This is a genomic window from Rhizobium sp. 01T444, assembly GCF_056398305.1.
This window is the reverse complement of record NZ_JBFTPD010000017.1, coordinates 105144-118133: the sequence shown is the minus strand read 5'-3', so window position 1 is coordinate 118133 and position 12990 is coordinate 105144. Positions and strand designations below refer to the sequence as shown.

The window sequence follows — 12990 nt, the reverse complement described above, 5'->3', positions numbered from 1 at the left end:
GGCCTCAGAGCGAGCCGAGGATCACATAGAATTCGACGCAGGCGAGCACGATGCCGAAGATCATCAGCGCCTGGGCCGTGCGCTTCTCACGCATCTGCCGTTTGCCGCGCGTGATGCGGTAGGGGCGAAGCGGCAAGTATCGGGGGGACATGACATCACGCATGGCGGTAACCTTTGCTGTTGTGGCAAAGGCTACTGCCGCCTCCGATAGGAAATCCATTCGGAGTGGAGATCGAAGATATAGGAATCGCATAAAGAGGCGGCCGTCACCCGCCGCGCTGGTTTTCCCTGTCGAGCTGCGTCACCAGCGCCAGCACGACTTCCGATACGGGCGTCGGCACCTTGGCAGTGCGCCCAAGCGCGACGACCATGCCGACGAGCGGCACGATTTCCAACGCCTTGCCGGCCAGCAGATCCTGCAACATTGACGTGCGTACCGCCCCGATATGGCGCGACTGCTCCAGCCGCTCCTCGATGGTGATGCTGAACTGCGCACCCAATGCACTGCCGACGGCGCGTACTTCCTTCATGATCTTGCCAACCGTGTCGAAGAGCGCAGGGTTGGCCATAATGTCGGTCATCAAGGCGCGCGTCAGAGCACTGAGAGGATTGAAAGCCGCGTTGCCCGTCAGCTTGCTCCAGATCTCGTCGCGAATGCGCGGCGTGGTCGAGACATTGAGGCCTGCCTTGGCAAAGAGGCCGGCAACGGTTTCGAGATCGGTCGACATCTCGCCCGACGGTTCGCCAAGCACGAAACGACCAACATTGGAAAGGCGGATCTCACCGGGATTGACGACTTCCGCTCCCTGCAGCGCCACGCAGCCGATCACCCGTTCCGGACCGATCAGGCTCCACAGCTTGCCGCCGGGATCGAGTTCACCGAGCTGCAGCTCGGCATGGCCGCTTTGCGTGTCGCGATGGAAATACCACCAGGGAATACCGTTGAGCACCATGACCACGCGTGTGCCGTCCTTCAGCAGCGCTGCCATGCCCTCGGCTGCCGGGCCGAGCTGATGTCCCTTGAGGCCGGTGATGATGAGGTCTTGCGGCGGCAGTGTCGTCGGATTGTCCGTTGCGGTGATCCGCACATTGATCGGCCTGTCGGCATCGGCCTCATGAAGTGAAAGGCCGCCTTCACGGATAGCCTTGAGATGCGCACCTCGCGCGACGACCGAGACGGTCACGTCATCGCCGAGCCGGCTTGCCAGCTTGACGGCAATCGCGCCTCCGAGTGCGCCAGCTCCGTAGATGCAAATGGATTTGATAGTCATACCTTGCCTTTCCGCATTCGTGATGACGCCCGTAGATTTAGGTCATCGCAGCGCCAGCGCGAGTGAAAATCTTGCCGATGCGACGATCTTCACGCCGAAATGAACGAAGCGCGCCGGAGGGCGCGCTTGTTGCTGGGGGAAAGTCAGGCCTTCTCAGCCGGTCTGTCCGAAGTCCGTGGAGACGGCGAGTTTGCGCCACTGGGCCAGTTCCTTTTCCACGCTGGCATGCTCTTCCTCGATCTTGGCAACCGTATCGCTGCCGAAAGGCATGCGCAGCGGCGGGTTGGCCGAGCTCACCATTTCGATGATGCCGGCGGTCAGCTTGGCTGGGTTGCCCGGCTGCGAATGGTTGGCGCCGGCTGCGAAGTCGCGCATGTTGCCGGCCGGCGTGCCGACATAATCAGGAATGGAGGCTGGGCTGATTGCCAGCGAGTTGTCATGCAGGAAGTCCGTGCGGAAGAAGCCGGGCTCGATGATCGTGACCTTGATGCCGAAGGGTTCGACTTCGGTTGCCAACGATTCCGACAGGCCTTCGACAGCAAACTTCGTGGAGCCATAGACGCCCCAGCCGGGGAAGCCGTAGTAGCCGCCGATCGAGGAGAAGTTCAGGATATGGCCGGAGCGCTGGCGGCGCATATAGGGCAGCACGGCGCGGGTGACCTTCAGCAGGCCGAAGACGTTGGTGGCGTAGATCTTTTCGATCTCTTCGGCCGTTGCTTCCTCGACCGCGCCGAGCAAGCCGTAACCGGCATTGTTGGCGAGGATATCGATGCGGCCGAAGCGGGCAACGGCGGCAGCGGCAGCTTGCCTGGCCTGTTCTTCATTGGTGACGTCGAGGGCGACGGCAAGCAGGTTCGGATGATCGCCGAACTGTTCGGTGATGGTCTTGGGGTTGCGGGCGGTGGCAACGACAGCGTCACCGCTGGCAAGAGCATCCTTGGTCATCAGCGCGCCGAAACCACGCGATGCACCCGTGATAAACCAGACTTTCATGGCAATTCCCTTTCCTTGAGAGTGTTTGTTTCAGCAGTTCGTTGCTGACGGAGAGGAATTTGACGCAAATCGCGCTCATGTATAAGATTTGTTATTTGAGAGACTATGATGAGTGAAATTCAGTAATGAGAGCGACCGAACTTTCCGAAATGGCAGCCTTCGCCGCTGTCGCCAGGCACAAGAGCTTCCGCAAGGCAGGAGAGGAGAGGGGTGTTACCGCCTCCGCGGTCAGCCACGCCGTCCTCAATCTGGAGGACCGCATCGGCATCCGCTTGCTGAACCGCACGACCCGCAGCGTCTCGCTGACGGAGGCCGGCGAATTGCTTCGCTCTCATCTCGATCCGGCCTTCGGCGAGATCAGTTCTGCACTCGATGCGCTGAACCGTTTCCGCGATACCCCCTTCGGCCGTGTGCGCATCAATGTCGGCAATTCCATTGCGCCTTTCGTCGTCGGCCAGATCATCGGTCCGCTCTTGATGAAGAACCCCAACCTGCAGCTCGAAATCGCGGCAACGGACCGGCTGGTGGACATCGTCGAGGAAGGTTTTGATGCCGGAATCCGCTTCGGCGAACGTGTCACCGAGGGTATGATCGCCGTGCGTATCAAGCCGCGCATGCGCCTCGTCGTCGTCGGCTCTCCCGCCTATTTCGAAACCCGGCCAAAGCCTGAGACGCCGCATGATCTGAAGCGCCATATCTGCATTCAGAACATGTTCCCCTCGGGTGCGCGTTACCCCTGGGATTTTGAGCGGGACGGCCAGGCCATCACCTTCCACCCGACCGGCCCGCTCTCTCTCGACGACCACGAATTGATGACGGCAGCGGCCTTGAGCGGCGTGGCGCTCGCCTATGTCTGGGAGGGCAGGGTGGTGCCGCTGATTGCGAGCGGCCAGCTTATCCAGGTGCTGGACGAATGGTGCCAGCCGGAGGAGCCGCTCTACCTCTACTATCCCAGTCGGCGGCATATTTCGGCGGGCTTCCGGACAGTGATCGATGCGATCCGCGGCGAGTGAGTATCAGAGTTTGCGGAATTCCAGCCGGTAGACGACATCCTCTCCCGTGACAGGATCGATGCCGGGTGCATCGCTGATGACGAGCATGTCGCCCTCGATATGCACAGGGCGTATAAGGGGCCGCTCCCATGTCGGGTTCCAGGCGGCCTCGACATGATGGATCACTTTGTCGCCTTCCAGAGTATAGGCGGCGGTGTAAGCCAGCATCGTATCGAAAAGTGCGGCCTTTTCATTGTCGTTGGGGGCTTTGCCGTTGGGTTTAGGCCGGCGTCGGTTGGTGACGAAGGCCATCATCCGGCCGTCGGCGTGATAGGCGATGTATCCAATGGGATCGGCACCCATGGCGTCGCTGACTTCTCCCGTCGCAACGACGGTTCGCGTCCACGAGATCATGCGCCACGTCCCGAGCAGGGCGGCTCTGTCCATGATCTTCCCCTCCTTAAAGTAGTTTAGCACAACGAGAAATACGGGCTACGAACTTATGCGATCAGTCAAAACTCCCTTTTGACTCTCGGTGGTGAAGTGGTGAAGATGCGCCGCACGAAGGAAGAACAGCGCCGGAGGGGCGAATGAGAAAACCGTTTTTTTCTGCTGTCAGTCGGTGGAAAGTGGGATGTCGCGCAGCGCTGCTGTCAGCGCTTGCAGCCGTGGTGCTGTCTGCCTTTCCGCTGGAAATATCGGCGCAGGAAATGTCGGCACAGACACCCGCCTCCCGGGAGCAGGTCGAAAAGCTAGTTTCCCGCTGGAAAGAACATTTCAAGGGCGCTGAGACCCTCAGGGACCGGCGCACCGCGTTCCGTGACTTCATGGAAACGCTGCCGGAACCGACACGCATCCAGATCCGGCATGTCGATGCTGGCGGGGTTGAGGCTGAACTTCTCTGGCCGGCGCGCCTTCATCATCCGATCGGACGGCGTGTGATCCTGTTCATTCACGGCGGCGGCTTCTACAGCGGCTCCATTCGCAGCCACAGCCTGCTTGCCGGCTCGCTTGCCAAGGCCGCTTCCAGCGACGTATTGCTCATCGATTACCGGCGGGCGCCGGAATATGGCTATCCAGCGCAGGTCAACGACGCCTTGAGCGCCTACCGCTATTTGCTTGATAGCGGCTACAGCAACGGAAATATCATTGTTATGGGCGATGGCGCAGGCGGCAATCTCGCAATCGAAACCGTGCTGCGGCAGATGCGCTCCAGACAGCCGTTGCCGGCCGCCGTCGTGGCGCTCAGCCCGATCACTGATCTGGCGGCATCAGGCGCATCGGTCACGTCGAATGCCGCCAACGATCAGGTCCTGGACAAGAATGTGCTGGAGGCGCTGCGTAAAGCCTACCTCGGCAACAATTCCGCGACGGATCCCGACATTTCCCCGCTATATGCCGATTTCTCGGGTTTTCCGCCATTACTGCTGCAAGTCGGTTCCGGCGAGCTGCTGCTCGACGATACGCTGCGACTTGCCGACAAGGCGCGCAAGGACGGCGTCGATGTGACGGCTGAGGTCTGGCCGGGAATGCCGCATCAGTGGCAGCTTTTCCCATCAGTGCTTGATGACGCCGACAAGGCCGGCCAGAAGATCGCCGAGTTCGCGATCACGCATTTTGCAGACCCGCCAGCACAGTAAGGACCATTCCAACACCGCGCGACCCCGCTCTTACGAATGGTTCGAATTCAGCCCTTCGATCGGCCGGCCGATGGCGAGATTCTGACGAAGTTTGGGATCGAGCCGTTCGGCATAGGCATGATCGGGTGCAGCACCCAGCGCATCCAGCATCTTGGAGAAGAAACAGCGTGCTGCCGCTGCCGCGGTCACGTCGAAGATCTCCGCGTCGCTCAGTTGGAGGCGCTTCAAGCCATCGATGTCCTGCTGAGTCACCGAGGTGGCATCGCGCGCCACCTTGGCGGCAAAGTCCATAATTGCCCGCTCGACGGCATCGATGGGCGCTTTTTCGCTGCCACCGGCGACTGCCGAAAGACTGTCGTTGGTAAAGCCGTCGCGCAGCAGCGCGGAGCCATGCGCCAGCATACAATAGGACGACTTGAGCTCCCTGGCCGCCGCCAGCGTCACCAGTTCATAACGCCGCTGGCTCATATGGCCGCGAATGCTGGCAAGCAGCGTTCCCCAGTGCTCCATCACCTCGGGCCGGTGGCCGAAGGCGCGGTACATATTCGGCAGATAGCCGTAGCTCGCTTCGGCCGAAGCGTACATCGAGGCCGTCTTCTCGCTGGCGGAAGCATCTGGGGTACGAATGAAGGCCATGGTACGATCCTCCCTTGATCCACTGGGAGAATAGAGCGGCATCCGGCGACATCAATCTGCCCACCCATCGCTTTCCGCAAAATGGATGCCTGGTGCCTCAGCCGGCCGTTTGGCTCTGCCGCTGGCGGTAGAATGGCAGGATATGGTGTTCCGTCAGCCGCGCCATGATGATCTCGCCCGGTTCAGACGGCGATATCCAGCGGACCTCCTCGATCTCCGCCGTTGCTTTGATATCGTTGTCCTTCACTTGCAGCAGGAAGACCTCGGCAACAACGAGATGATCCGGCTCGTTGGCGGCTAGCGCCTGGAATTGCCCCAGGAATTCGAGTTCGGCAGCCCTCGCGGTGACGCCGATTTCCTCCGAGAGCTCTCGTGTCAGGGCTTGCTCGGGCGTCTCTCCCGGCTCGATCTTGCCACCCGGCTGCATGAAGGCCGTAGTGCCGTGCTTGCGCACCAGAAGTGTGTGACCGTCGCCCCGCAACAGGAGGGCGGCCGATATTCTGATCGTCTCCATCATGCGCAAATCTGACCGGATTCGCTGCCGCAATTCAACTGCCGTAGTCGGATCGGCCGTTTGTCAAAACCCGCCTGACCGCCTATATCAGCGGCTCAGTAACAGGAAGTGGATGTGACAATGTTCCAGGCGGCGTCGATCGAAGTGGACAACAAGGCCGAGTTCTATCGAGAGCTTGCCCAGCAGCTGCAGGGTCTGCTCGAAGGCGAGCCGGATATGATCGCCAACGCCGCCAACACTTCGGCCCTGATGTACCAGATGATGCCCGATCTCAACTGGGCAGGCTTCTACCTGCTGAAGGGTGAGGAACTCGTGCTCGGACCGTTCCAGGGCAAGCCTGCCTGTGTGCGCATCCCCATCGGCCGCGGCGTTTGCGGGACGGCAGTCAAGGAGCGCGCCTCCATTCTGGTGGAAGATGTCCATGCGTTTCCCGGCCATATCGCCTGCGATGCCGCATCCCGCTCCGAGCTCGTCGTTCCCATCAGGAACGGCGATGAGATTGTCGGCGTCATCGATCTCGACAGCCCGATACCCGCCCGTTTCGATGCCGAAGACCAGGCTGGCATCGAGCGCCTGGCGGAAATCTTTGCTGCGGCAACCCGCTTCTGAGCGGACTGGTGTGGCGACGATCCGTCGCTGCGTTTCCGTCGGATTTGATCGTGTATTCACCTTCGGGGAAATCGTGCTAGGTCACTGATCGAACGACGATTGCGTTCAGGTGCGCTGGTTGTTGGAGAGAACCATGAAGAAGCTGATCAACGATCCTTCCACCGTCGTAAGGGAAATGTTGGAAGGGGTCGTGGCGCTCAGCCCGGCAACCATATTGCTGGCCGACGAAAATGTCGTAATCCGGTCCGATCTTCCTGAACCTGCCAAGCGTAAAGTCGCCGTTCTCTCGGGCGGCGGCAGCGGCCACGAGCCTGCGCATGCCGGCTATGTCGGCAGCGGCATGCTGACGGCGGCGGTTGCTGGCAATGTCTTCACCTCGCCGAGCACCGATGCCGTTCTGGCCGGCATCATGGCCGCAAGCGGCCCGGCCGGTGCGCTGCTCATCGTCAAGAACTATACGGGCGACCGTCTGAATTTCGGCCTTGCGGCGGAACTGGCGCGCGCGGAAGGAATTCCCGTCGAGATCGTCGTTGTTGCCGATGACGTAGCGCTCCGGGAAACCGTTCCCGCCGACCGCCGCCGCGGCATCGCCGGCACGGTTCTGGTGCACAAGCTTGCCGGTGCTGCCGCCGAGCAAGGCCTGCCACTGGAGGAAGTGGCCCGCATCGCCCGGTCAGCATCCGAACAGCTCTCATCCATGGGCATTTCACTTGGGTCTTGCACCCTGCCGGCAGTCGGGAAACCCGGCTTCTCTCTCGGCGAACAGGAGATCGAAGTCGGTCTCGGCATCCATGGCGAACAGGGTGTTCGCCGCATGCCGATCGCACCGGTCGACCAGCTCGTCTCGCTCGTCCTGGAAACGATCGAAGCCGATGGCAAGCTCAAGAAGGGCGACCGTGTCGTCCTGCTGGTCAATGGTCTTGGCGCAACCCCGCCGATGGAATTGTCAATAGTCGCGCGTTCCACACTCGCTTTACTTGAAGGCAAAGGCGTCACGGTCGAAAGGGCTTGGGCCGGCACGCTCCTGTCCGCCCTGGACATGCCGGGTTTCTCGCTCTCCATCCTGCATGTCGATATCAGGTCGCTTGAACTGATCGATGCACCGACGTCTGCAAGTGCATGGCCCCGAAGCGGGGCGGTCAATCGCATCCGAGTACTTCCCTCGTTGAGATCAGCTGAAAGCCCACCCGAATCCCGCACGATTACCGCCGCCGGCAAGCAACTTCAGAAGACAGCGCAGGCTGTGGCAAACGCGTTGATCGCCGCAGAAGCGCATCTGACCGAACTCGACAGCATCACCGGCGATGGCGATCTTGGCGCCAGCATGAAACGCGGTGCCGAAGCCGTTCTCGCACTTCCCGATGCCGCCTTCGCGGATGTCGGAAGCGGATTGATGGCGATGGGCGATGCTCTCAGACGCGCAATCGCCGGCAGCTCCGGACCGTTCTATGCCACCGCCCTGATGCGCGCATCACGCCAGCTCGCAGGCATTGAGACCCCGACATCAGTCGAGATGGCCGAGGCCTTCTCCGCCACCGTCCAGGCCGTCTCCGATCTCGGCGGCGCAAAGCCCGGTGACCGGACGATGATCGATGCCTTGCGCCCCGCCGCAGATACCTTCATCGCAAGCCTGACAAAGGGCCAGCCGACCCGTGACGCATGGCAGGGGGCCGTTGCCGCCGGCATTGCCGGAGCGGAAGCCACGAAGGCGATGCGGCCGAAATTGGGCCGCGCAAGTTACCTCGGCGACCGCGCCCTCGGTCATCCGGATGGCGGAGCTGTAGCGGTTACGGTTTGGCTCAAGGCGATTGAGGCGGATTGATTGAGCGCCTAGAAGGCGAAACCTCTGGCAAGCATAGCCAGGGGAAAGATAGCAGCCGAAAACAGCAGGATGATATTGTACCACCGCGAGTACCACGGAAAGGTGCCGCCGCTTGGAAGCGATTTCGCGACACGATAGCCGAGAACGGCGCCGAACGAATGCCAGGCAAGAACCACAAGCGTCCCGTAGGCGCCTGGAATTGAAAGCCTGATAAAGAGCCAGATCAGCGCTGCGGACACCGAGACGCCACCGACGAAATAGGCGATTGCCATCAAACCGCGGCCAAGATAGGCCATCACGACGTCAGGGCCGAATATCAAGCCGATAACTGCAGCGCAGTCCGGACGGCGGCTACGCAATGCTTTGAAAATTTGCATGAAAGTCCCGGCGAAAAAGCGATGGTTCGCAATTGAGTTTCAGAGGCTGACTTTTCGTAAGTTGTATTGGATGCTGCAAAAAACACCAGCCGCCTCCCGGCAGTCGCCAGAAGCTCAAGGCTGGACGGTCGATCTCAGCAGACTGCGCAAATGACGAAATCTTGATCGACAGCGCTGTTCTCGGAACTCCGGCCCGGCCTATTTCTTTAGCCGACACTGATATGCGCTGCATTCCGGTGTCGCCGATTATCGGTATGGGGGTAGATCAAATGTCTCAATTTCGAAAACTGCTGGTCATTGGATCAGCTGTCATCGTGGCAATCATCGCTTCGTCCTGCACGACCAGCTCGGATAGTTCGATACAAACCGGTTCGATCGGGTATGGGCCCCAAAGCACCGACTTTGGGCTCCGACCGGCGTGCCTCGGCGGATTTGGCAACGATCGCCCTTGCAGCTACTAGCGAGAGGCGCGGTTCTGCCCCGCGGGCCCCGAATAGGCTCACGGAAAAAGTGATGCAATAGGACGCAGGACTTTATGACTGCGGGGCCTCGCATATTATTGACAATAAGATAGGTTACGCGAAATCAGTCATTGCCTGATTGTACGAAGCCGACCTCAATTTTGGGGCGGCAGATTTTATGAGTTTTGGGAGATATGTGATGGAATATCGTCGTTTGGGAAAATCGGGTCTGAAGGTGAGTGAGTTCTCTTTCGGATCGTGGGTCACTTTCGGTAAGCAGGTCAATGGCGGCGACGCTGTCGATCTCATGAAGCTCGCCTACGACAGCGGGATCAATTTCTTCGACAATGCCGAAGGATATGAAAGCGGCAAGTCCGAAATCGTCATGGGCGAGGCGCTGAAGTCGCTCGCCTGGAGCCGCGACAGCTACGTCGTCTCGAGCAAGGTTTTTTGGGGTGGTCAGAAGCCGACGCAACGCGGCCTGTCGCGCAAGCATGTGACGGACGCCTGCCACGCAGCTCTCAAGCGGCTTCAGGTCGACTATCTCGACCTCTACTTCTGCCACCGCCCGGATATTGATACGCCGATTGAGGAGACGGTCCGCGCGATGCATGATCTCGTCGCCCAGGGCAAGGTGCTCTACTGGGGCACGTCGGAATGGTCCGCACAGCAATTGACGGAAGCCTACGCCGTCGCACGCGACCTGCGTATCACGCCGCCAACCATGGAGCAGCCGCAGTACAACATCTTCGAACGTCAGAAAGTCGAAGCTGACTACCTCCCGCTCTACGACCTGATCGGCCTCGGCACCACGATCTGGTCACCGCTCGCCTCGGGCGTCCTGACCGGCAAATACAATGACGGCGTGCCGGCCGACAGCCGCATGAACCTGCCCGGCTACGAATGGCTGAAGGAAAAATGGTCCACCGACGCCGGCCGCGCCCAACTGGACCAGGTTCGCCAGCTTGCCAAGCTCTCGAACGAGATCGGCCTGTCGATCACCCATCTTGCCCTCCTCTGGTGCCTTGCCAACAAGCACGTCTCGACCGTCATCCTCGGCGCATCGCGCTCAAGCCAGCTGCAGGACAATCTCGCGGCCCTCTCGCACAAGGATAAGGTGACATCAGATGTGCTGGAGCGGATCGACAGCATCGTCGGAAACAAGCCGGAAGCACCGCGCCGCTTCTAGGCAAGGCTAGGCTATCCAGATCAAGCATCTGGCTCTTATCGTTGTTCCAATAGGAAAATGGCCGGACCCGTTGGTTCGGCCATTTCATTTTTACTGCGCTTCGTTGACCGCGCGTCAGGACGAGTGGCGGCCCGGTTTATCGCGCCAACCGGTCTCTCATGCATGCGCCGTGGAATGGGTTGATGATTTCATTGTGGCCAAGAACCTGTTTTGAACTCGTTGACCGGACACTGCGGTCCTGCCTTGCGACGCTATTACAATAAAGGGCAGATTCGGACGGAAAATATATCTGTCACAGGCTGATGGTTACGGTTGTTCCTGTCGGATTGCCGTCGAGAGCTACGCTCCCTCGGTGACGGGTCACGATCTGCTTCACGATGCTCAACCCGAGGCCGGCACCCGTGCTCCGCGGTGTGACCCTGTAGAATGGTTCGAACACGAGGTCTCGATGCGGTGCTGGAATGCCGGGGCCCTCGTCCGAAACCGAGATGCCTCCACGTTCGGACACGCGCACCGATATCGTGCCGGCATTTCCGCCATGGTCGATCGCATTGCGCACAAGGTTGCCTATCGCGCGTGACATGGCCGACGGACTTACCACGCGATAAAGCTCGTCCACTTCAGTGTCGAACGAGATCTCATATCCGCTTCTGAGGGCAAGCGGGGCTTGGTCGGCGACGACGTTCCTGGCGACTTCCACTAGGTCGGCTTGTTCAAACGGCTCCGGGGACTGCTCGCTTCGCTCGAAGTCGAGCAATTGCTCCGCCGTCTCCCGCAGGCGCCCGATGTCATCCATCATGGTGTCACGCGTGCTTCCTTCCAGGGTCGTATCGATACGCGTCTGCATGACGGCAATCGGCGTGCGGAGCTCGTGTGCGGCGTCGATGAGAAAACGTTCTCTGGCTGCGAACTGCTGCTCGAGGCGCTCTAGGACGGAATTGAACGCATGGATAAGCGGAACGACCTCGCTCGGAACCCGATCCACCGGCAGCCGGGATCCTGGCTGGCGAGGGTCGATCTCCGGAGCTTTCTGTACGACGTGGCTCAGCCCTAAGAGCGAACGCCTGACCAGTCGCGGCACGGCGAAGAAGAGGGCGGGCAGCGTAACCGCGAGCAGAGGCACGTAGATCGGATATGCGCTGCCGAGTATCGCAAGGAATGTCGACTCGCTTCCGTTGCGACCGCCATAAAGCACCCGGATCTCGGTCTTATTGATCTCAAAGTCGTCGACTGAAGCCGGCACCGGGCCACTTGCCGACGTGCCGCGAATGTCGGCGTCCTTGATAAGCGGCACGAACTTGGTGAGCTGTGTGTACGCAGGCGGAATATTCCCATATGCCACAGCCGTTCCGTCTGGGGCCGCAGCGTAGAAAAAGAGATTGGGGGTATCATTCTTCAACGCTGCGAGCTCTTCGCTGTCCTTGATGCGAAGTCCTTGTCCAGGTTCGTAGTTCAAGGACCCTTCCAGGGCATTCAGAAGCCGGCGCTGCATACCGACGTTCGGAGAATGGATCATCGCCCCATAGATGCATAGACCGACGATCTCCGATGCCGTGATGACGACGAATGGCACGCTGAGCTGCCAGCTCAGTCTCCACCACAGCGACGACGTATTCGGAAATCGCATCAATGTTCCTTCAGCAGGTATCCGACCCCGCGGATGTTGTGGATGGACACGCCGGCGTCCGCGTCAGTTAAGCGTTTTCTCAGTCGCGATACATGGGCATCCAGCGCGTTGGATTGGATCGTCTCCTCGTAATTGTAGATTTCGGTTTCCAGCACCGATCTGAGGACGGTCTTGCCTTTTCGCTTTGCAAGGGTAACGAGCACCATCAGCTCTCGACGAGGCAGGTCGAGCTGCAGTTCGCCGACCATGACGTCCATCCGGATCGGATCCACGGTCATCCGCCCCAGGACTATGGACGGCTCCGCCAAGGCCGACGGGCGTCGCATGACAGCGCGCAGTCGAGCGAAAAGCTCCTCCATCAAAAACGGCTTGCCCAGATAGTCGTCGGCGCCGAGATCGAGGCCCGCTACTCTTTCCTTCGGTTCGTTTCTGGCAGTCAGGACGATGACCGGCGTTACGACGCTGGAGCTTCGTAGCCAGGGAATGAATGTGATGCCGTCGCCGTCCGGCAGACGTCTGTCGAGCACGATCGCATCGTAGGTCTGTTGTCGAGCCAGTTCGATTGCATCCCCAAGAAGAGCGGTGTGATCCACCGCTATGCCCTTCTTAGTGAGCGAGGCCGCAATCGCTTCCGCCAGCCTTGTCTCGTCTTCGACCAACAGGATCTTCATGTCTCGTCCACCTTTGCGATCCTATCTTCACGACGACCATTGCGACAGGATTACGGCGTGAGCGTTTCGAACGAGGGAAGTCATGGGTCGCGACGAATTGGATAAACGAGATCGCACGATCGTCCGCCTTTCGCCACAAGAGCATTGGCCGTTACTCGTTCCCGCGATGATCTGAGCCTGGCAAATCC

The 12990-nt window shown here is 60.1% G+C and carries 15 protein-coding genes; 6 read left to right on the top strand and 9 right to left on the bottom strand.

Annotated elements, in window-relative coordinates:
• Positions 1 to 4 precede the first annotated feature (4 nt).
• The 3 genes from AC1DTN_RS22405 to AC1DTN_RS22395 form a co-directional block, all read right to left on the bottom strand.
• Positions 5 to 163 carry a hypothetical protein gene (locus AC1DTN_RS22405; protein ID WP_439014714.1) on the bottom strand — a complete coding sequence of 53 codons (159 nt, stop codon included), beginning with the start codon at positions 161 to 163 and terminating at the stop codon, positions 5 to 7.
• Between the two features lie 103 nt (positions 164 to 266).
• Positions 267 to 1271: a ketopantoate reductase family protein gene (locus AC1DTN_RS22400; RefSeq protein ID WP_439014715.1), complete on the bottom strand. Its 1005-nt coding sequence runs from the start codon at positions 1269 to 1271 to the stop codon at positions 267 to 269.
• A gap of 153 nt (positions 1272 to 1424) precedes the next feature.
• Positions 1425 to 2264: an oxidoreductase gene (locus AC1DTN_RS22395; protein WP_477922642.1), complete on the bottom strand. Its 840-nt coding sequence runs from the start codon at positions 2262 to 2264 to the stop codon at positions 1425 to 1427.
• A 125-nt stretch (positions 2265 to 2389) separates the two neighbouring features.
• Here AC1DTN_RS22395 and AC1DTN_RS22390 point away from each other — a divergent pair, with 125 nt between their 5' ends.
• Positions 2390 to 3277 carry a LysR family transcriptional regulator gene (locus tag AC1DTN_RS22390; protein WP_439014717.1) on the top strand — a complete coding sequence of 296 codons (888 nt, stop codon included), beginning with the start codon at positions 2390 to 2392 and terminating at the stop codon, positions 3275 to 3277.
• Between the two features lie 3 nt (positions 3278 to 3280).
• On the opposite strand, the gene AC1DTN_RS22385 is transcribed toward AC1DTN_RS22390, so the two are convergent.
• Positions 3281 to 3703: a lipocalin-like domain-containing protein gene (locus AC1DTN_RS22385; protein WP_439014718.1), complete on the bottom strand. Its 423-nt coding sequence runs from the start codon at positions 3701 to 3703 to the stop codon at positions 3281 to 3283.
• Between the two features lie 263 nt (positions 3704 to 3966).
• Here AC1DTN_RS22385 and AC1DTN_RS22380 point away from each other — a divergent pair, with 263 nt between their 5' ends.
• Positions 3967 to 4896 (top strand): alpha/beta hydrolase, encoded by a 930-nt coding sequence (locus tag AC1DTN_RS22380; RefSeq protein WP_439017193.1) that lies wholly within the window; start codon positions 3967 to 3969, stop codon positions 4894 to 4896.
• 30 nt (positions 4897 to 4926) lie between these two features.
• Here the strand turns inward: AC1DTN_RS22380 and AC1DTN_RS22375 are convergent, their stop codons facing one another.
• Positions 4927 to 5532, bottom strand: coding sequence for a carboxymuconolactone decarboxylase family protein (locus AC1DTN_RS22375; protein ID WP_439014719.1), 606 nt, complete (start codon positions 5530 to 5532; stop codon positions 4927 to 4929).
• A 97-nt stretch (positions 5533 to 5629) separates the two neighbouring features.
• Positions 5630 to 6049, bottom strand: coding sequence for an NUDIX hydrolase (locus AC1DTN_RS22370; protein ID WP_439014720.1), 420 nt, complete (start codon positions 6047 to 6049; stop codon positions 5630 to 5632).
• Positions 6050 to 6166: 117 nt separating this feature from the next.
• On the opposite strand from AC1DTN_RS22370, the gene AC1DTN_RS22365 reads away from it, so the two are divergent.
• Complete coding sequence (locus AC1DTN_RS22365) at positions 6167 to 6655, top strand: GAF domain-containing protein (protein ID WP_113324643.1); 489 nt, start codon at positions 6167 to 6169, stop codon at positions 6653 to 6655.
• Between the two features lie 133 nt (positions 6656 to 6788).
• Positions 6789 to 8477, top strand: a complete 1689-nt coding sequence (locus AC1DTN_RS22360) for a dihydroxyacetone kinase family protein (RefSeq protein ID WP_439014721.1) — start codon at positions 6789 to 6791, stop codon at positions 8475 to 8477.
• An 8-nt stretch (positions 8478 to 8485) separates the two neighbouring features.
• Here AC1DTN_RS22360 and AC1DTN_RS22355 read toward each other — a convergent pair whose 3' ends face one another.
• Positions 8486 to 8854 (bottom strand): hypothetical protein, encoded by a 369-nt coding sequence (locus AC1DTN_RS22355; protein ID WP_439014722.1) that lies wholly within the window; start codon positions 8852 to 8854, stop codon positions 8486 to 8488.
• A 269-nt stretch (positions 8855 to 9123) separates the two neighbouring features.
• On the opposite strand from AC1DTN_RS22355, the gene AC1DTN_RS22350 reads away from it, so the two are divergent.
• Complete coding sequence (locus tag AC1DTN_RS22350) at positions 9124 to 9315, top strand: hypothetical protein (protein ID WP_113324664.1); 192 nt, start codon at positions 9124 to 9126, stop codon at positions 9313 to 9315.
• Positions 9316 to 9514: 199 nt separating this feature from the next.
• Positions 9515 to 10504 (top strand): potassium channel beta subunit family protein, encoded by a 990-nt coding sequence (locus AC1DTN_RS22345; protein WP_113324646.1) that lies wholly within the window; start codon positions 9515 to 9517, stop codon positions 10502 to 10504.
• Positions 10505 to 10796: 292 nt separating this feature from the next.
• On the opposite strand, the gene AC1DTN_RS22340 is transcribed toward AC1DTN_RS22345, so the two are convergent.
• Positions 10797 to 12131, bottom strand: a complete 1335-nt coding sequence (locus tag AC1DTN_RS22340) for a sensor histidine kinase (RefSeq protein WP_439014723.1) — start codon at positions 12129 to 12131, stop codon at positions 10797 to 10799.
• The gene (locus tag AC1DTN_RS22335) at positions 12131 to 12802 is read right to left on the bottom strand and encodes a response regulator transcription factor (protein ID WP_439014724.1); all 672 of its coding nucleotides are present in this window, start codon (positions 12800 to 12802) and stop codon (positions 12131 to 12133) included. Before AC1DTN_RS22335 ends, AC1DTN_RS22340 begins: the two co-directional genes overlap by 1 nt.
• Positions 12803 to 12990 lie beyond the last annotated feature (188 nt).